Source organism: Xanthobacteraceae bacterium (assembly GCA_019454205.1).
Lineage (GTDB): Bacteria > Pseudomonadota > Alphaproteobacteria > Rhizobiales > Xanthobacteraceae.
Genome location: CP075369.1, coordinates 313,894 through 331,923, shown reverse-complemented (window position 1 = coordinate 331,923; position 18,030 = coordinate 313,894). Strand labels below are relative to the sequence as shown.

At 63.4% G+C, this 18,030-nt stretch carries 17 protein-coding genes; 2 read left to right on the top strand and 15 right to left on the bottom strand.

The window, feature by feature from the left end; translation table 11 throughout:
* Nucleotides 1-10 precede the first annotated feature (10 nt).
* The 11 genes from KF794_01610 to coxB all read right to left on the bottom strand — a co-directional run bounded on the left by KF794_01610 (nucleotide 11) and on the right by coxB (nucleotide 9,943).
* A complete protein-coding gene (locus tag KF794_01610; protein ID QYK45436.1) occupies nucleotides 11-616 on the bottom strand; it encodes a GNAT family N-acetyltransferase in 606 nt (201 codons plus the stop codon).
* Nucleotides 617-640: 24 nt separating this feature from the next.
* Nucleotides 641-1,909, bottom strand: coding sequence for an insulinase family protein (locus tag KF794_01605; GenBank protein QYK45435.1), 1,269 nt, complete (start codon nucleotides 1,907-1,909; stop codon nucleotides 641-643).
* Nucleotides 1,906-3,321 carry a threonine synthase gene (locus KF794_01600; GenBank protein QYK46543.1) on the bottom strand — a complete coding sequence of 472 codons (1,416 nt, stop codon included), beginning with the start codon at nucleotides 3,319-3,321 and terminating at the stop codon, nucleotides 1,906-1,908. Before KF794_01600 ends, KF794_01605 begins: the two co-directional genes overlap by 4 nt.
* 60 nt (nucleotides 3,322-3,381) lie before the next feature.
* On the bottom strand, nucleotides 3,382-4,128 hold the full coding sequence (locus tag KF794_01595) for an SURF1 family protein (GenBank protein ID QYK45434.1): 747 nt from the start codon (nucleotides 4,126-4,128) through the stop codon (nucleotides 3,382-3,384).
* Nucleotides 4,125-4,511 (bottom strand): DUF983 domain-containing protein, encoded by a 387-nt coding sequence (locus KF794_01590; protein ID QYK45433.1) that lies wholly within the window; start codon nucleotides 4,509-4,511, stop codon nucleotides 4,125-4,127. The genes KF794_01595 and KF794_01590 overlap by 4 nt, the downstream gene beginning before the upstream one ends.
* Before the next feature lie 33 nt (nucleotides 4,512-4,544).
* Nucleotides 4,545-5,402, bottom strand: a complete 858-nt coding sequence (locus tag KF794_01585) for a cytochrome c oxidase subunit 3 (protein QYK45432.1) — start codon at nucleotides 5,400-5,402, stop codon at nucleotides 4,545-4,547.
* 149 nt (nucleotides 5,403-5,551) lie between these two features.
* Nucleotides 5,552-6,145, bottom strand: coding sequence for a cytochrome c oxidase assembly protein (locus KF794_01580; protein ID QYK45431.1), 594 nt, complete (start codon nucleotides 6,143-6,145; stop codon nucleotides 5,552-5,554).
* A complete protein-coding gene (locus KF794_01575; protein QYK45430.1) occupies nucleotides 6,142-6,324 on the bottom strand; it encodes a hypothetical protein in 183 nt (60 codons plus the stop codon). Before KF794_01575 ends, KF794_01580 begins: the two co-directional genes overlap by 4 nt.
* 8 nt (nucleotides 6,325-6,332) lie before the next feature.
* Complete coding sequence (locus KF794_01570; protein QYK45429.1) at nucleotides 6,333-7,253, bottom strand: heme o synthase; 921 nt, start codon at nucleotides 7,251-7,253, stop codon at nucleotides 6,333-6,335.
* Nucleotides 7,254-7,435: 182 nt separating this feature from the next.
* On the bottom strand, nucleotides 7,436-9,049 hold the full coding sequence (ctaD, locus tag KF794_01565; protein ID QYK45428.1) for a cytochrome c oxidase subunit I: 1,614 nt from the start codon (nucleotides 9,047-9,049) through the stop codon (nucleotides 7,436-7,438).
* Between the two features lie 33 nt (nucleotides 9,050-9,082).
* Complete coding sequence (gene coxB, locus KF794_01560) at nucleotides 9,083-9,943, bottom strand: cytochrome c oxidase subunit II (GenBank protein ID QYK45427.1); 861 nt, start codon at nucleotides 9,941-9,943, stop codon at nucleotides 9,083-9,085.
* 310 nt (nucleotides 9,944-10,253) lie between these two features.
* Between coxB and KF794_01555 the strand changes: the two genes are divergently transcribed.
* Entirely contained in the window at nucleotides 10,254-10,769 is a 516-nt protein-coding gene (locus KF794_01555) for an invasion associated locus B family protein (protein ID QYK45426.1), read from the top strand.
* A 101-nt stretch (nucleotides 10,770-10,870) separates the two neighbouring features.
* The gene (locus KF794_01550) at nucleotides 10,871-12,715 is read left to right on the top strand and encodes a monovalent cation:proton antiporter-2 (CPA2) family protein (GenBank protein ID QYK45425.1); all 1,845 of its coding nucleotides are present in this window, start codon (nucleotides 10,871-10,873) and stop codon (nucleotides 12,713-12,715) included.
* On the opposite strand, the gene KF794_01545 is transcribed toward KF794_01550, so the two are convergent.
* From KF794_01545 to KF794_01530, 4 genes are all read right to left on the bottom strand, one after another.
* Nucleotides 12,716-13,600, bottom strand: a complete 885-nt coding sequence (locus tag KF794_01545) for a DMT family transporter (GenBank protein QYK46542.1) — start codon at nucleotides 13,598-13,600, stop codon at nucleotides 12,716-12,718.
* Between the two features lie 106 nt (nucleotides 13,601-13,706).
* Nucleotides 13,707-15,419 (bottom strand): amidohydrolase family protein, encoded by a 1,713-nt coding sequence (locus KF794_01540; protein QYK45424.1) that lies wholly within the window; start codon nucleotides 15,417-15,419, stop codon nucleotides 13,707-13,709.
* An 11-nt stretch (nucleotides 15,420-15,430) separates the two neighbouring features.
* Nucleotides 15,431-16,801: a glutamate--cysteine ligase gene (locus tag KF794_01535; protein ID QYK45423.1), complete on the bottom strand. Its 1,371-nt coding sequence runs from the start codon at nucleotides 16,799-16,801 to the stop codon at nucleotides 15,431-15,433.
* 85 nt (nucleotides 16,802-16,886) lie between these two features.
* Complete coding sequence (locus tag KF794_01530; protein ID QYK45422.1) at nucleotides 16,887-18,008, bottom strand: carboxylate-amine ligase; 1,122 nt, start codon at nucleotides 18,006-18,008, stop codon at nucleotides 16,887-16,889.
* Nucleotides 18,009-18,030: the final 22 nt, after the last annotated feature.

Below are 18,030 nucleotides of genomic sequence, written 5' to 3'. Positions count from 1 at the left end.
TGGTGACGCGTTAGCGCCCCGGCATCGCCACGTCCGGCACCGGGTCGCTGGTGAGGCGCGCGTACAGAATGTGGTCCTGCCATTTTCCGGCGATGGACAGATATTCGCGCGCGAGGCCCTCGCGCTGGAAGTTCAGCTTTTCAAGCAGTCTGATCGAAGGACCGTTCGACGGCAGGCATGCTGCTTCCAGCCGCCGCAGCCGCAACATACCGTGCGAGAACGGCAACAGTGCCGCGACCCCCGCGGTCATGTAACCCTGCCCCGCGAACACCTTTCCCATCCAGTAGCCGATGCTGCCGGACTGCGCCGCGCCGCGCCGCAGGTTGGCCAGCGTGACGCCGCCGATCAGCGCGTCGTCGGATTTGCGGAAGATGAAAAACGAATACGCCATTTCCTCGCGCAGGTCGGCCTCGTAGCGGCGCAGGCGGCGGCGATATGCAGCGCGGGTCAGATCGTCTTCGGGCCAGACCGGCTCCCAGGGTGAGAGGAATTCGCGGCTGGCGGCCCGCAACGCCGCCCATTCCTCGAAGTCGCGCAGGCGCGGCACCCGGAGCGTAACGCCTTTGCCCTCGATCGAGGGAAAGGTCTGCGTCAAAAGCGTCTTGAAGAACGCCATCTTCTGCCTGCGCGAATGCGGTGGCTACGCGCCGCTTCGCATGGATTGTACCACGCGGCCCGCGCGTTCGAGACCACGCCCGCCGCCGATCCCGGCGAAGGTCGGGCGGACGTTCTCAAGGAGTCTCCGTCCCGCCGCGCGCGCGCGCTCGACATCGATGGCGTCGATTTCCGCAACCACTTCTTCCACAGACATCACACGGCCATAGGCGATCCAGTTGCCGCCGAGCTGTTCGGCACGCGACGAGACGCTCTCCAGCGAACTCAGCATGCCGACCTTCAACTGCGCCTTGGCGCGCGCTACTTCCGCCGCGCTCGCTTTCGCGGCGGCGCGCTCCAGTTCGTTCACGGTGACGCGGATCAGTTCTTCGGTATCGGCGGCATCCGCGCCCGCGCTGACGCCGAACACGCCAGTGTCCTGATAGGACGAATGGAACGCGCTGATCGAATAGCAAAGCCCGCGCCGCTCGCGCACTTCCTGATAGAGCCGCGAGGAAGAACCGCCGCCGAGCAGCGCGGCGAAGACCTGCATCGCGTAACGATCCGGGTCGTTGTAGGAAATGCCCTCCAGCCCGAACAGGATGTGCGTCTGTTCCAGCTTGCGCACGCTGACCTCGATGCCGCCGCGATATTTCGCCGGGATCGCCGCTTCCGGCGCACCGGACGGAACCGAAGCCAGTTCTTTCCTCGCGCCGCGCAGAAGCTTGTCGTGATCGACCGCGCCCGCAGCGGCGACGATCATGCGCTTGCCGCGGTAACGCTTGGCCATGTACTGGCGGATTTTTCCCGGCGTGAACGAACGCACCGTCTTCGGCGTGCCGAGAATCGGGCGGCCGATTGCCTGGTTCGGGAACGCGGTCTTCTGGAACAGGTCGTAGACGACGTCGTCGGGGGAATCCTTCGCGCCGCCGATTTCCTGCACGATGACGCTCTGCTCACGTGCAAGTTCGGCGCGTTCGAAGCGCGGCTCGGTGAGGATGTCGCTCAGGATATCCAGTGCGAGCGGCAAGTCTTCGCCAAGCAGCCGCACGTAATAGGCGGTCAACTCTATGCCGGTCGCGGCATTCATCTCGCCGCCGACCGACTCGATCTCCTCGTTGATCTGGCGCGCGGTGCGCTTTTTCGTGCCCTTGAACGCCATGTGTTCGAGGAGATGCGAGATGCCGTGCTCGTCCTTGTCCTCGTATCGCGAGCCGGCGGAAATCCAGATGCCGAGCGCCGCCGTCTTCACTTCCGGCATGTGGTCGGTCGCAACCGTAATTCCATTCGGCAACGTGTCGATGCGAACGCTCATGCCGGAACTCCCTTCGCCACGCGCGCATGCGAGACCACGAAATCAGCGACCGCGCCTGCGTCGTTCGGCAAATCGGTACTGCGCGCGGGCCGCTGCATGAGATCGGCAAAGCGCGCGGGCAACGCCGGCTTCACGCCGCTCGCAGCCTCAACGCTTTCCGGAAACTTCGCCGGGTGCGCAGTGCCGAGCACCACGACCGGCGTGCCGCTCTCCGCCAGCTTGAGCTTGCGCGCAACCGATACGCCGACCGCCGTGTGCGGGTCGAGCAGATAGGACGAGGCCTTGTGCACATCGGCAATCGTCGCGCTGGTCTCCGTCTCGCCTGCCCGCTCGGCCACGAACAAAGCGCGGATTTTTGCGAGCGCATCCGCCTGCAACACGAAGCTGCCCTTCGCCGTGAGATCGCGCATCGCTCCTGCAACCACCGACGCGTCGCGGTTCGAGGCTTCGAACAGCAGCCGCTCGAAATTGGACGAAACCTGAATATCCATCGCCGGCGAGGATGACGGCGTGACGCCGCGCACTTCATAGACGCCACTTTCCAGCGTGCGCGCGAGGATGTCGTTGACGTTGGTGGCGATCGCGAGTTTCGCAATCGGCAACCCCATGCGGCTTGCGACATAGCCCGCAAAAATATCGCCGAAATTTCCAGTCGGCACCGCGAAGATGACGCGCTTTTCCGGCGCGCCGAGCGCCACGGCGGCAGTGAAGTAATAGACGATCTGCGCCACGATGCGCGCGAAGTTGATCGAGTTCACGCCGGAGAGCTTCACGCGCTCGCGGAAAGCATGGTCGTTGAACAGCGCCTTCACGATGGCCTGACAGTCGTCGAAGGTGCCTTCGACCGCGGCGACGTTCACGTTCTTCTCCGTGATCGCGGTCATCATGCGTTCCTGCACCGGCGAAACGCGCCCGCGCGGAAACAGGAATACGAGGTCGATGCGCTCGCGGCCCCGGAAGGCTTCGGTCGCGGCGCCGCCGGTATCGCCGGAGGTCGCGCCGACGATGGTCGCGCGTTCGCCGCGCGCGGCGAGCACATAATCCATCAGGCGCGCGATGAGCTGCATCGCGACGTCCTTGAAGGCGAGCGTCGGGCCGTGAAACAGTTCGAGGATATATTCGCCGCTGGATAGCTTTCTTAGCGGCGTCACGTCCGGATGGTCGAAGGTGGCATAGGCCTCGGCGATCATCCGTTCCAGATCGCGCGCGGGAATGTCGTCACCGACGAAGGGCGCGACCACACGCATCGCGACTTCCGCATAGGACTTGCCGCGAAAGCCCGCGATCTCGGATGGCGAAAGCACGGGCCACGCTTCCGGCACATACAGCCCGCCGTCGCGTGCGAGGCCTTCGATCAGCGCATCGTTGAAGGAAACGGGCTTGCCCCCGCCGCGGGTGGAAATGTATTTCACGATTACGTCCGGTTCCTTGAAGCGCGGCACCCTAGGCAGCAGGTGGGCGCGAAGCAAGCATCAGGAAGACTTCAGCCGCTGCCACGCGAACGCGCCGAAAACACCGACCAGCGTACAGGCCAGACCATACCACGTCAGCGCATAGCCGAGATGGTTGTTGGTGAAGGTCAGCTTGGTCTCGTTCGGCTGCGGCAGGTCGCCCGCGCGGTAGTTGGCGGTCGCGTCGATGAGGAACGGCGCGACGTTCGCCAGCCCGAAGGCCTGCGCAATGTACGAAGGGTCGCGGCGATACCACACGCCGCGGGCCGCATCGTTCGCGGGCGTGAAGGCGTTGGCCTGTTCGGGTGCGCGCAGCAATCCCGTGACCGTGACGATGCCCACGGGCTGGCGCTCCTTGCGCGTGGCCGGATCCTTGAACTCCGGCGGCACGAAACCGCGATTGACGACGACGAAATTGCCGTTGCCGAGATCGAGCGGCGTCAGCACCCAGTAGCCCGCGCCGGAATACTTGCCCTTGGGTTCGGAGAGCACGGTGTAAACCTGCACTTCGTTTTCATGGCGGAAGGTGCCGGTCGCCATCATTGGGCGATATTCAAGCGAAGCGAGATCGAGTGCGCGCCATTCGCCAGCAGTCGGCAGCGCGACCGGCTGCGTGCGCGAACGGGCGGACGCTGCGGCGATCAGCGCTTCCTTCCATTGCAGGCGTTGCATCTGCCATGTGCCGAGCGCGATCAGGATGGCGAGCGCGGCGAGTGACAACACGCCCGGCAAAACCAACCCGCGCATCGCAGCGGCGCGCGCGCTCATTTCTCCAGCCGCTCGATCTTCGCTTCGGCCGCGCCGTGATGAAATTGCAGCGCGATCAGAAGCGACTTGATGAGCCGCAGCGGCAGCAGCGTGGAAGCCAGCACGGCGGCGATGCCCACCGTGGCATGGACCCAGAATGAAGGACGCCAGATCAGTTCGACCGCCAGCACCGAGATCATCGCAACGAGGCCGCCGAACAGGATCACGAACACGGCGGGACCGTCGCCGGAATCCGCGAAGGTGTAATCGAGGCCGCATTTCTCGCAACGCGGCGCAAGTTTCAAGTAGCCGGAGAACAGCTTGCCCTCGCCGCAGCGTGGGCAGCGGCACAACAGTCCCGCACGATAGGGCGAAACGGAAAGCGGGCGAGAGGATTGCTCCATACCCGCCTCGCTAAACCGCAATAAAGGCCGTTGTTAGTGCGCGAGCGGCGTGCCCGCACCCCAGACGTAAATCCAGACGAACAGAAACAGCCAGACCACGTCAACGAAGTGCCAGTACCATGCCGCCGCTTCGAAGCCGAAGTGATGCGTCGGCGTGAAGTGGCCGAGATAGACGCGGTACAGGCAGACGGCGAGGAAGATCGTGCCGATCAGCACGTGCACGCCGTGGAAGCCGGTCGCCATGAAGAAGGTCGCGCCGTAGATGTGGCCGCCGAAGGTGAACGCGGCGTGCGCGTATTCGTAGGCCTGCACGCAGGTGAAGATCGCGCCGAGCGCAACAGTGAGCCAGAGCGCCTGCTTCACTTCCTTGCGGTTGCCTTCGATCATCGCATGGTGCGCCCACGTCACCGTGGTGCCGGAGGTCAAGAGGATCAGCGTGTTCAGGAGCGGCAGGTGCCACGGATCGAACGTGCCCTTGAAGGCGTTCGAGTCCACGGTCGGCGCCGGGGGCCAGTGACCGCCGGTGAGGAGCGCGCGCTCGACCTGATGCACTTCATTCGGGAACAGCGCGGCGTCGAAATAAGCCCAGAACCACGCCACGAAGAACATCACTTCGGAGGCGATGAACAGGATCATGCCGTAGCGCAGATGCAGCTGCACGACCTTGGTGTGATGGCCGGTTTCGGCCTCGATCACGATGTCGCGCCACCACATGGTCGCGACATAAAGCAGACCGATGAACGCACCGAGCGTGATCAGCGAGGTGCCGCCGCGCATCCACAGGACCGTGCCGACCGCCATCACCAGCGCGAAGAACGCACCAAGGAGCGGCCACGGGCTGGGGTTCACCAGATGATAGTCGTGCTGCGGTTTCGCGTGCGCGTCGGCCATTTCTCTTCTCCACTCGATGCCGGGTTTACCCGACATCGGTATCTTCAAGCCCAGGTCGGCTCTAGCCGACTTGGGTCGGTCCGAACCGGATTTCGTTCGTTTCTATCAGCGCCCCGCGGCCAGCCGCAAGGCGACGTTTTTGCTTCCGCCTAGTTGTTCCGCTCCGGCTTGGGCGTGGCCGCGAGCGGCTTCGGCTTGTCCACCGGGAAGAACGTGTACGACAGGGTGATGGTCTTGATCTGCCGCGCTTCGAAATCGTCGTCGATCGCAGGCTGTATGAAAAAGGCTACCGGCATGGCCATCTTTTCGCCGGGCGCAAGCCGCTGCTCGGTGAAGCAGAAGCACTGCATCTTGGCGAAGTAGATGCCCGCCTGCGGCGGCGAGACGTTGTAGGTCGCGGTGCCGACCGTCTCGTCGCGCGAGAGGTTGGTCGCGAAGTAATGGACCAGGAAGGTCTCGCCGATCTTCACTTCGATCTCGCGAACCTCCGGCTGGAACTCCCACGGCACGCCGGCGACGTTGGCGTCGAAGCGGATGCGAATGGTGCGCTCCAGCGTCTTCTCCGGCGCGCTGGTCGCGATCTGCGGCACGCCGCCGAACCCGGTGGTGCGGCAGAACCAGTCGTAGAAGGGTACCGCCGCGAACGACGCGCCCACCATGAAGGCGACGAACACGGTCAGCGAAAGCGCAACGTTGCGATGACGGCGCGCGAGCGCGGGATCGATGTTGCGCCCGCTGCTCATACCTGCACCGAGATCGCGGCCGCTTCGGATTTCTTGAAAGCGGCGGGTCCGAGCTTCACGATGGTCACGACGAAAAATATCCCGACCAGCGCCGCAAGCACCAGCGCTATCGCGACCGAACGGCGGTTGCGCTGCTTAATCTGTTCTTCGGTGAGGACGATGCCTTTTTTGTCGTTCATGGCGGCGTTCACTTCACGATGCCTTCCGCCAGCAGCACGGCGAACAACAAAAAGAGATAGAGGATCGAATAGGCGAACAGGTTTTTCGCGGCGCGCTCGGCAGTCTCGCCTTCGCGGCGGCGGAAGACCATCCATGCGAAAGCGACGAACAGTACGCCGAGTACAACGGAGGCCGCGCCGTAGAACCAGCCGGTCATGCCGAGCAGATACGGCGCGACGGCGAGCGGCGCGAGCACGAGCGAATAAAGCAGGATCTGCTTGCGGGTTTCGTCGTCGCCCGCGACGTTAGGCAGCATCGGGATGCCGGCGCGTTCGTAATCGCGCTTCTTCAGGAGCGCGAGCGCCCAGAAGTGCGGCGGGGTCCAGACGAAAATCAGCGCGAACAAAAGCAATGGCTGCAGCGTGACGTTGCCGGTCACGGCGGCCCAGCCGATCACGGGCGGCAGCGCGCCCGCGGCGCCGCCGATCACGATGTTCTGCGCGGTCGCACGCTTCAGCCACATCGAATAGATCACGGCATAGAAGAAGATGGTGAAGGCGAGCAGCGCGCCAGCCAGCCAGCCGACCAAGAGGCCGAGCATCAGCACCGACGCGCCGGAGAGCAGCAGGCCGAAAACCATGGCCTCGCCCGGCTCGATCTTGCCGGAAGGGATCGGCCGCGTGCGCGTGCGGTCCATGCGCGCGTCGATGTCCGCGTCCCACCACATGTTGAGGGCACCCGATGCACCTGCGCCGACCGCGATGCAGAGAAGTGCCACGAAGCCGAGTACCGGATGAATGTCGCCGGGCGCGCGGACTAGGCCGACCAGCGCGGTGAACACGACCAGCGACATCACGCGCGGCTTCAGCAACGCCCAATAGTCCTCGACGCCGGCAAAGCCCGGAAGGCTTTCGGCGCGCGAGATGCGTTCTTCAGAAATCAGCGACATCGTTTTCGATCAGTTCGACTTTGACTAACTCCAAGGAAGGCGAACCGGCGTCTTCCTTCCAGCGCAACCGATGCCGGGTTTATCCGGCATCGGCTTATCTAAAATGCTCAAGTCGGCGAAAGCCGACCTGAGATGGCGGAGCCTAAGCCCGCCGGCTTACCAGCCCGGCAGATTGCCGGAATTCACTTCACCTGCGGCAGCCGGTCGAAGGTATGGAACGGCGGCGGCGAGGAAACGGTCCACTCCAGCGTGGTCGCGCCGACACCCCACGGATTGTCGGCGGCCTTCTCCTTGCGCGAGAAGGCATGGACGATCGTGATGAAGAACACGACCAGACCCGCGAGCGAAATGTAGGCGCCGATCGACGACAGGAAGTTCCAGCCCGCATAGGCGTCCGGATAGTCCGCGTAACGGCGCGGCATGCCGGCGAGGCCGAGGAAGTGCTGCGGGAAGAAGATGGTGTTCACGCCGATGAAGGTCAGCCAGAAGTGCAGCTTGGCGAGCGACTCCGAATACATGTAGCCGAACATCTTCGGGAACCAGTAATACCACCCCGCGAAGATGCCGAAGGTCGCGCCCAGCGACATCGTGTAGTGGAAGTGCGCAACGACGTAGTAGGTGTCGTGGAAGGCGCGATCCACGCCCGCGTTCGACAGGATCACGCCCGTCACGCCGCCGAGTGTGAACAGGAAGATCAGGCCCACCGAGAACATCATCGGCGCGGTGAAGCGGATCGAGCCGCCCCACATGGTCGCGATCCAGGAGAAGATCTTCACGCCGGTCGGCACCGCGATCACCATGGTGGCGACCATGAAGTACGCCTGCGCGGTCGAGGACATGCCCACCGTATACATGTGGTGCGCCCACACGACGAAGCCGACGACGCCGATCGCGACCATTGCGTAGGCCATGCCGAGGTAGCCGAAGATCGGCTTCTTCGAGAAGGTCGAGATGATCTGCGAGATGATGCCGAAGGCCGGCAGAATGAGAATGTAGACTTCGGGGTGACCGAAGAACCAGAACAGATGCTGGTACAGGATCGGATCGCCGCCGCCCTTCGGATCGAAGAACGTGGTGCCGAAGTTACGGTCGGTCAGCAGCATCGTGATCGCGCCGGCGAGAACCGGCAGCGAGAGCAGCAGCAGGAACGCGGTCACCAGCACCGACCAGACGAACAGCGGCATCTTGTGCAGGGTCATGCCCGGCGCGCGCATGTTGAAGATCGTGGTGATGAAGTTGATCGCACCGAGGATCGAGGAAGCGCCCGCGAGATGCAGCGAGAAGATCGCGAGATCCATCGCCGGTCCGGGGTGGCCCGCCTTCGAGGAGAGCGGCGGATACGCCGTCCAGCCGCCGCCGAAGCCGTTATTGCCCGACGGGCCGGGAACGAACATCGAAGTGACGAGCAGGATCAGCGCGGCGATCAGCAGCCAGAACGAAATGTTGTTCATGCGCGGGAACGCCATGTCCGGCGCGCCGATCATCAGCGGAACGAACCAGTTGCCGAAGCCGCCGATCAGCGCGGGCATGATCATGAAGAACACCATGATCAGGCCGTGCGCGGTCACGAACGAGTTGAAGACGTGCGCATTCGGGAAATATTGCAGGCCCGGATGCATCAGCTCCAGGCGCATGGCGACCGAAAGCAATCCGCCCAGCACGCCGGCGAAAATCGCCGCCCACAGGTAGAGCGTGCCGATGTCCTTGTGGTTGGTGGAATACATCCACCGGCGCCAGCCGGACGGCGTGTGGTCGTCGTGGTGATCGTCGTGATGGGTTGCTGCCGCTTTCGCCATTGCAGTGCCTCGATACTTGCCGCGTTGCCGCGCTTATTGTTTCACGTCGGCGACGAGCGCCGGGTTCGGTTCGGGATTGTCGGCGTATTTCTTCTTCGCCTCTTCCAGCCACTTCGCGAATTCTTCTTCCGACACGACGCGAACCGCGATCGGCATGTAAGCGTGGTTGATGCCGCACAGTTCAGAACACTGGCCGTAGAACCAGCCGGTGCGAGTCGCCTTGAACCAGGTCTCGTTCAGGCGGCCGGGGACGGCGTCGATCTTCACGCCGAAGGACGGCACCGCGAACGCATGGAGAATGCCTTCCGCCGTCACCTGCACGCGCACGATCTTGTTCACCGGCACGACAAGTTCGTTATCGACGGTGAGCAGGCGCGGCTGGCCCGGCTTCAAATCCTTGTCCTGCACGAGCGAGGAGATGAATTCGAAATTGCCGTGGTCCGGATATTCGTATTTCCAGGTCCAGGCGCCGGTGCCGGTCGCCTTCACGGTGATGTCCGCCTTCGGGATCGTGAGCTGATCGAACAGCAGGCGGAACGAGGGAATCGCAATCGCGACCAGAATAATGACCGGGATCACGGTCCATGCGACTTCGAGCATGGTGTGATGGGTCGTGGTGGACGGAACCGGGTTCGCCTTCTCGTTAAAGCGGACAAACACGATGATCAGGAGCACCAGCACGAACAGCGTGATCAGCGTGGAGATGATGAGCAGCCACCAGTGGAAACCATGGATCTGCTCCATGATCGGCGAAGCCGCGTCCTGGAAGTTGAGCTGCCACGGCGAGGGCTGACCCATGCTCGCGGACGCCGGCTGGGCCAAGAGAAGCGCCGGTACCACCGCGAGAGCCGCCGCTAAAAATTTCCAAACTGCGCCCAGAGCCTTCGTCGTCATTGCAACCCCATCTTCGGATCGTGTTTCCGGCCGCCACCCCGGCCGCCTAGAAAACTGCCGCCAAACTACCACCGGTCGCCAGCCCCCGGAACGATGCCGAAGGCGGCCCATTGCCGCGCATTTCGCCCGTTTCCTTGGGCCTTCCGGCCTATGGAGGGCAGATGAACCATACCCCAAACCCCGCCGCAACGGCCCAGACCGAATCCTCAAGAATTCCGCCCCATTCTTGACATGGCGGGACGGCGATGTACCCGCTGACATCCTCGGAAATGCATAAACCTCCGGCGATTCGCCGGAGCTGGAAGGTGCGATGCCCGTCTCCCTGACCGTAGCCCGTATGGTGCGTATTGCCGCCGCGGGAGCGCTCCTCGCGCTCGCTACCGTCTCCGCCTCTGCGCAGGGCATCGTGCGTTCAGTCCACAACGACTGGCAGATTCGCTGCGAGACCCCTCCGGGCGCCCCCGGCGAGCAATGCGCGCTGATTCAGAGCGTCACCGCCGAAGACCGTCCGAATGTCGGCCTCACCGTCATCATCCTGAAGACCGCCGACCAGAAGAACAGGCTGATGCGGATTCTGGTCCCGCTCGGCGTGCTGCTGCCGAAGGGACTTGGCCTGCGCATCGACCAGACCGACATCGGCTCCGCCGGCTTCGTGCGTTGCATGCCGACCGGCTGCGTCGCCGAGGTCATCATGGATGACAAGCTCATCGGCCAACTGAAAAGCGGCAAGCAGGCATTGTTCCTGATCTATCAGACAGCGGAAGAAGGGATCGGCGTGCCGCTGAGCCTCTCCGGTTTCAGCGCCGGATTCGACAAGCTGCCCTGACGGCGCCTGTCCCTTTCCCTGCCCCGGCTCGCGGGTAAGGCTTCGCGCTTGCGCGCGGGACGGCGCATGCGGGAAAGTCGAGCGAACACGGGATCAAAATTATGGCGGCCGAAGTACAACACGCAAACGAACTGGTGAAAGTGGTCGCGCTGCTGGGCGCGGGCGTGGTCGCCGTGCCCATTTTCAGGCGGCTCGGCCTCGGTTCGGTGCTCGCCTATCTGGCCGCCGGTCTCGCCATCGGACCGTTCGGGCTGGGCCTGTTCACCGATCCGCAGGCGATCCTTCACATCGCCGAACTCGGCGTGGTGATGTTCCTGTTTGTGATCGGGCTGGAGATGCAGCCTTCGCGGCTATGGAATCTGCGCCGCGAGATTTTCGGGCTTGGCGCGGCGCAGGTGCTGACCTGCGGCGGCTTGCTGACCATCGTGGGTCTCGGCTTCGGCCTCACGCCATTGGTCGCCTTTTTCGCGGCGATGGGTTTCACCCTCTCCTCCACCGCAATTGCGATGCAGATTCTCGAAGAGCGTCACGAAGTCTCTTCTCCGCAAGGCCAGCGTGTCGTCTCCATCCTGCTGCTCGAAGACCTCGCCATCGTGCCGCTGCTCGCGCTTGTCGTACTGCTCGCGCCGGGTGCAGGCGCAAGCAGCGCGGGCGGTTACTGGCAGTCGGCCGGCATTGCGATCGGGACGCTCGGACTTCTCATCGCGGCAGGCGTCTGGCTGCTCAATCCGTTCTTCCGGATTCTCGCGGCCTCGAATGCGCGCGAGGTGATGACGGCGGCGGCGCTGCTCGTCGTGCTCGGCGCAGCGCTGCTGATGCAACTCGGTGGATTGTCGATGGCGCTCGGCGCGTTCCTCGCGGGCGTGCTGCTTTCCGAATCCGTGTTCCGGCATGAACTCGAAGCGGACATCGAACCGTTCCGCGGCATCCTGCTCGGCCTGTTCTTCATGGGCGTCGGCATGTCGCTCGACCTCACGCTCATGGCGAAGCAGTGGCCGCTGATCCTGCTCGGCACCGGGGCCTACATGGCCGCGAAGATGATCGGCATCTACAGCATCGCGCGGCTGTTCCGCGTGAACCACAACGAAGGCATCTACCGCGCGGCACTGATGGCGCAGGGCGGCGAATTTGCGTTCGTCTTGTATTCGGCCGCGACGCAGGCCGGAATTTTCCAGACCAGTGTCAATGCGCTCCTGACTGCCGCGGTCATCGTATCGATGGCGCTGACACCGCTCCTGATGATCTCGCTGCGCTGGATACTGCCGAAAGAGAAAGTGTCGATGGACGGTATCGACGTTGCCGACGATCTCTCCGGCCGCGTCCTCATCATCGGCTTCGGCCGGTTCGGGCAGGTCACGTCGCAATGCCTGCTCGCGCAGGGCACGGACATCACCATCATCGACAACGACGTCGAGATGATCCAGGCGGCGGCCGATTTCGGTTTCAAGATTTATTATGGCGACGGCACGCGGCTCGACGTGCTGCGCGCGGCGGGCGCGGAGCGCGCTGACGTGGTCTGCATCTGCATCGACAAGCCGGAGCAGACCACCAAGATCGTCGAACTGATGAAGGCGGATTTCCTGAATACGAAAGTATTCGCCCGTTCGTTCGACCGGCGGCATACGCTGGAGCTGCTCGACAAGAACGTCGATTTCCAGATCCGTGAAATCTTCGAATCCGCGCTTTCGTTCGGCCGCGCGACGCTGGAAGAACTCGGCGTGGATGGCATGACTGCGCAGGAAGTGGTCGAAGACATTCGCCGCCGCGATCTGGAGCGGCTGGAGTTGCAGCGCACGGGTTCGCTTTCGGACGGTCTGGAAAAGATGCATCAGCAACGCGCGAAGGTGCAACCTGCGCCGTTGCAGAAGCCGAGCCGTCAGTCCGCCGCGCTGAACCCGGAAGCGGCGGAAGCGATCAAGAAAGAAGGCCCGCCCGCCGCGAACTGATTATTTCCGCGCGGGCGCGGACAGGACGATTGCGTTTCCGGCCAGCACGAGGACGACGCCGATCACGCCCGCCAGCGTCCATTCGTAATTCTCGAACAGCGTCGAGAGCAGCAGCGCGACCACCGGCATCAGCACCGTGACATAGCCGGTGCGCCCCGCGCCGATGCGGCCCAGCAGCGTGACATACGCAAAGAATCCGATCGCGGTTCCTGCAATCGCGAGCCAGAGGATCGAGAGCACGTAACGCGCGCTCCACTCGATGATGAACGGCTGGCCGCGGAACAGCGAAAACAGCGCGAGAAACGCCGCGCCGTAGAGCATCGACCACGCATTCGCGGACATTACCGGAAGTCCGCGCGACTGGAACGCGGTCGAGAACATGTTGCCGGTGGAGAACGTGAAGGTGGAAAGCAGCATCAGCATCACGCCAACCGCCGCGCCGCTGGCGGCGGTCGCGGCCGCGAATTCGTGCCCGAACAGAAAAGCCAGTCCCGCGACGCCGAGCGCAGCACCTGCCAGTACGCGAACGTTCAGCCCGCCCCGGCCGAGTGCGGCCGCGTAAAGCGGGTTCATCACCGCGGTCAGCGAAAACAAGAGCGCCAGCGCGCCGCCGTGCAAATGGAAGCCGGCGTAATAGGCGGACAGGAAGTTCGCCGAGAACATCGTCAGTCCCAGAACCACGAAGCGCAGATGGTCCTGCAGCGGGAAGCGCACGCGGCCGCCGCTGAGGATGACCCAGCCCGATACGATCAGCCCGCCGAGCAGAAAGCGCCATACGCCGGACACTTCCGGCGAGACCACGCCGAGTTGCAGGCGCAATGGTAGCCAGCTCGCGCCCCAGAGCAGGACGACGGTGGCGTAGAGGATGAAATCCTTTGCGGTCAGGCGGGATGGCGTCATGAAAGGAGATGTTCCGGCAAATGAAGCGTTGCGCGCACGCGCCTGCCTAGCCTGCCTTGCCCGGAATTAGGAGTGCGCCCGGCGCATGGCTTTACGCGAACTTCTCTAGCCACCCGGCATCGAGGTTGTGGAATGCGTAGAAACGCTCCAGCCGCCCGCGCGTGCCCCTCTCCTTGTCGGCCGTCCGCAGGCCCAGAAAATCCGCGGCGTTGCCGAACAGAATGTCGTCCAGCTCTGCGTTGCCGAAGCCAGCATCGCGGCGCAGGAATTCGGCGATGTCGTCGGGGTAGCGGTTCGAGAATTTTTCCTCCAGCCCGACCATCATCCAGTCGCTGCCGTACATCAGGCGCTTCGCGGCCATCGGGAACCGCTCGCGAAACTGCGCAAGCAAGCGCGCGACGTCGCGGCGGTGGCCGCTGTTTTCGTAGATTTCCGAAAAATAGCTGATGTCGGCGTAAATCTTCGCGTCCGGGAAATCCTCCCACATGCGCCCGACTTCCCATTCCCAGGACTGTTCGACGCCTTTTGGTTTCAGCTTTCCCTTATCGAAGGCTTCATCGAAGTCGCCGAAATGCGCGAGGTTGAGACGCAACCTGCTGCGCTCCGGATTTTCGAGGACAGGCCGCCAGTATTTCGGATGCGAGCGTTCGGCATAGCCCGGCGCAGAGCCATAGGAATTGTTGCAGTGGGCCATCACCGGTACATCGTTTGCCGCGCACCAGCCGAACAAGTCCCACAACGCGGCGTCGATCTTCTCTCCGGTCTCTTCTTTCAGAACCGCGAGCGCCGTGCGTTTCGGAAAGCGGTCGCCGAGTTTCGCGTTCGCTGCGGGACGAAAACCCATCGGCGGATACAGCTTCACGCCGATGAACCCCTTGCCGGGCTTGTCGCCTTCGCCGATGGCGTCCTTCACCGTCTTGATTGGCTCGACTTCCATGCGGCGGCGCTGGAAATGCGTCGCCTGCCGCAGCGGACAGAATGGAATGAAACCGTGCACGCGCACGCCTTGCGGCCTCAGCGAAATCTGTTCCAGTACCTGCATCTGATCGTGGATCGAATGGTGATCCTCGTCGCCCACCCAGAGCGAGAGATCGACCAGCGCGGGCGTGAGCAATTCGGTGCGTCCCTGATGCAAAGCATGCAGGTTGTCTACCAGTTCGAAACGATTACGGATGAACAGCATCGCCCAGCGGAAACCGCGGCCGAGCGGGCCATTGCTTTCATACAACTGGTCGGCGGCGTAATCCGGCGTGATCTCCAGCATGGTCGGATCGTTCTCGCGATCCGGTTTCAGATCCTTGAAAATCTCGCCCAGGATTTCCCTCTTGATCTGGATCAGCGCAACGCCGGAAATGTAGTTGCCGCCGACGCGCATGCGTATCTTGTCCTGCGTTTCCTTCGGCCACCAGATTTCGCGCAGAATCGTTCTCATCAATTCGCGCTCGCTGACCTCGCGCATGGCGCGGGTCGGCGCCATCGCGCTTCGGTTCGCGATTTCGGTCAGCAGCAATTCTTCTTTCTTCGGGGTCGGCGTGTCGTGGCGGATGAAGTCGATCAGGATTTTGGTCAGTTCGCGAAAGGTCGACTCGTGCATCTTGACCTGTTTCGCGTGTTTGTGATCGGCGGGCAGGACGACCTGTTCGAGAAAGCCCCGGATCGGCAGGTCGTGCGCATTGAACAGATGACAATGCACGTCGATGAAGCGCCGCTTCTGCGCCTGCGCGGCGGCCGGGCGCATCGTTGCGGGGGCCGCCTGAACCGCCAATGCTGCAAACGTGGCTGCGAGAAAGTCGCGTCTGCGCATGATCGTCCCCGTCAGTATGCGAGTGCCTTGAATACCGGCTCTACGGAATGTGCCCACTCGCCTTCGTAGCGGGCAAGTAAATCTTCCGCGGGGGTCCTGCCGCGCTCGACTGCGTCTTCGAGCGGTTCGAGATAGGTGGATTCGTCGCGGCCGTCGTAGAGCTTGTGCCCGCGGCGCTTCAGGCCGTTCCTCGCCAGGTCCACGGTTTCGCCCGCGATCTCGCGGACGGTCTTGCCACCGATCTTCGCGTTCAGGCCGAGTTTCGGCACGTCGTGGCGGAGCGCCTCACGCTGCTCCTCGCTCCAGCCTTTCGTCATCTCGTAGGCCGCGTCGAGGGAAGCGTTGTCGTACAGAATACCGACCCAGTATGCCGGAAGCGCGCAGAGCCGGTCGGTCGGTCCCGCATCCGCGCCGCGCATTTCCAGATAACGCTTGAGGCGCACTTCCGGAAAAATCGTGCTGAGGTGATTGGCCCAATCCGAAACGGTGGCGCGGCCGCCCGGCAGGCCCGGATGATTTCCGGCCAGCAGGTCGCGGAACGAGGAACCGGCGACGTCGATATATTCGTCGCCGCGCTTGATGAAATACATCGGCACATCGAGTGCGTAATCGACGTAGCGCTCGTAGCCCATGCCGTCCTCGAATGCGAAGGGCAACATGCCGGCGCGGGCGTTGTCGGTATCTTCCCAGACATGCGAGCGGAACGAAAGAAATCCATTCGGCTTGCCTTCGGTGAAGGGCGAGTTCGCGAACAGCGCGGTCGCGATCGGCTGCAACGCAAGCGACACGCGCAGCTTCTTCACCATGTCGGCTTCGGACAGAAAATCGAGATTGGCCTGCACGGTGCAGGTACGGAACATCATGTCGATGCCGAGCGTGCCGACCTTCGGCATGTAGTTCGACATGATCTTGTAGCGTCCTTTCGGCATCACCGGCGTTTCGGCTCGCGTCCATTGCGGAGACATGCCGATGCCGAGAAAGCCGATGCCGAGCGGCTCCGCGATCTGGCGCAGTTGCGCGAGATGCGCGTGGAGTTCGGCGCAGGTGCGGTGGATGTTTTCGAGCGGCGCGCCGGAAAGTTCGAATTGTCCGCCCGGCTCCAGCGAGATCGCGCCGCCGCCCGTGACATCGGCGAGGCCGATCAGCGTGCGGCCTTCGAGGATCGGCTCCCAGCCGAGGAGCAATTGCATCCCTTCCAGCAATGCGCGGATGCCACGGCGGCCCTCGTAGGCGACCGGCGAGCGGTCGGCGACGCGGAACGGAATTTTCTCGTGCTCGGTACCGACACGGAATTGGCTTGCCGGTTTCTCTCCCGCCGCGATCCAGGCGACGAGTTCGTCGCGAGATTCGATCGGCGTCGTATCGGTCTGGTCGCGGGCCATGCAGGGGAAGCCGGAATTGAAAGGTCGCGGACCATACAGGAGTGATGCGACCGCCGCCAACGGCAGCGGTCATGCGGGCTGCGCATTACTGCGCGGACGTCGCGGCAAGCCAGTTCTTCACGGCTTTCAGCGCTTCGCCGCGGCTTCTGGTCCGGGCCTCCGCCTCGCTGAATACCGTGATCTGCGCGTCGGCACTGGTGCCTTCGGCGAGAATCGTTTCGACCCGCTTCAGTTGCGCTTCGCAGCCGAGCGCCACGGCATCGTCCCTGACGCGGGCCAGCAGCGCGCGCACCGCCTCGCCGATCGGCACCGCGCGGCCGGCGTCGCGATCCACGAAACTGCCGTGGATGCCGTAGCGCTGCGCGCGCCACTTGTTTTCGGCGGCAATGGCGTGGTCGACCGGCGTCACCTTCGCATTCAAGTCCGCATTCTCGAACAGATGGCGGACCAGCGCACGATAGAGCGCTGCGATGCCGATGGCGTCTTCCACGCGCGTGCAACTGTCGGGCGCGCGCAATTCCAGCGTCGGGTGCGCTTCGGACGGACGGATCGCCCACCAGAGGTAGCTGCCGTCCGGCATCACGCGCGCATCGATCAGCGCCTGCTTGTAGGATTCGAAATCGGCGTCGCTCTGGAACAGCGGCGGCAGGCCGGTGCGCGGCAACTCGTCGTAGGCCGCGAGGCGATAGCCCATCAGGCCGGTGCGGCGCGAATTCCAGAACGGCGACGAAGTCGCGAGCGCGATGAAATACGGAACGAAAGGCGTAACGCGGCGCATGATTTCCACGCGCCGCGACGGGTCCGGCAACTCCACGTGCACGTGCAGGCCGCACAGCATGTTGCGCTCGGCCAGCATCTGCAAATCCTGCATCATGCCGTCGTAGCGCATGGCTTCGGTCTGCCGCGCGGAAGTCCATGCCGCGGTGGGATGCGTGCCGGAGGCGATGAAGGCAAGGTCGAACTCGGCGGCGATGGCGCCAACATTCCTGCGCAGCGCGCGCAATTCGCGCGCGGCTTCACCGAAGTCAGTCGAAGGTTGCGTTGCAACCTCGATCTGCGATTGCAGCATCTCGCGCATTACCGAACCGCCGAGACCTGTCTTCAGCGCAGCAAGAAATGCCGAAGGCATTCGACGCTGCACTGCCTTGGTCTCGGCATGAACGACGAAATATTCTTCCTCGATGCCGAAGCTATATTCGTTGGTCATGATGCCTCGTTGTTTCGGGGAA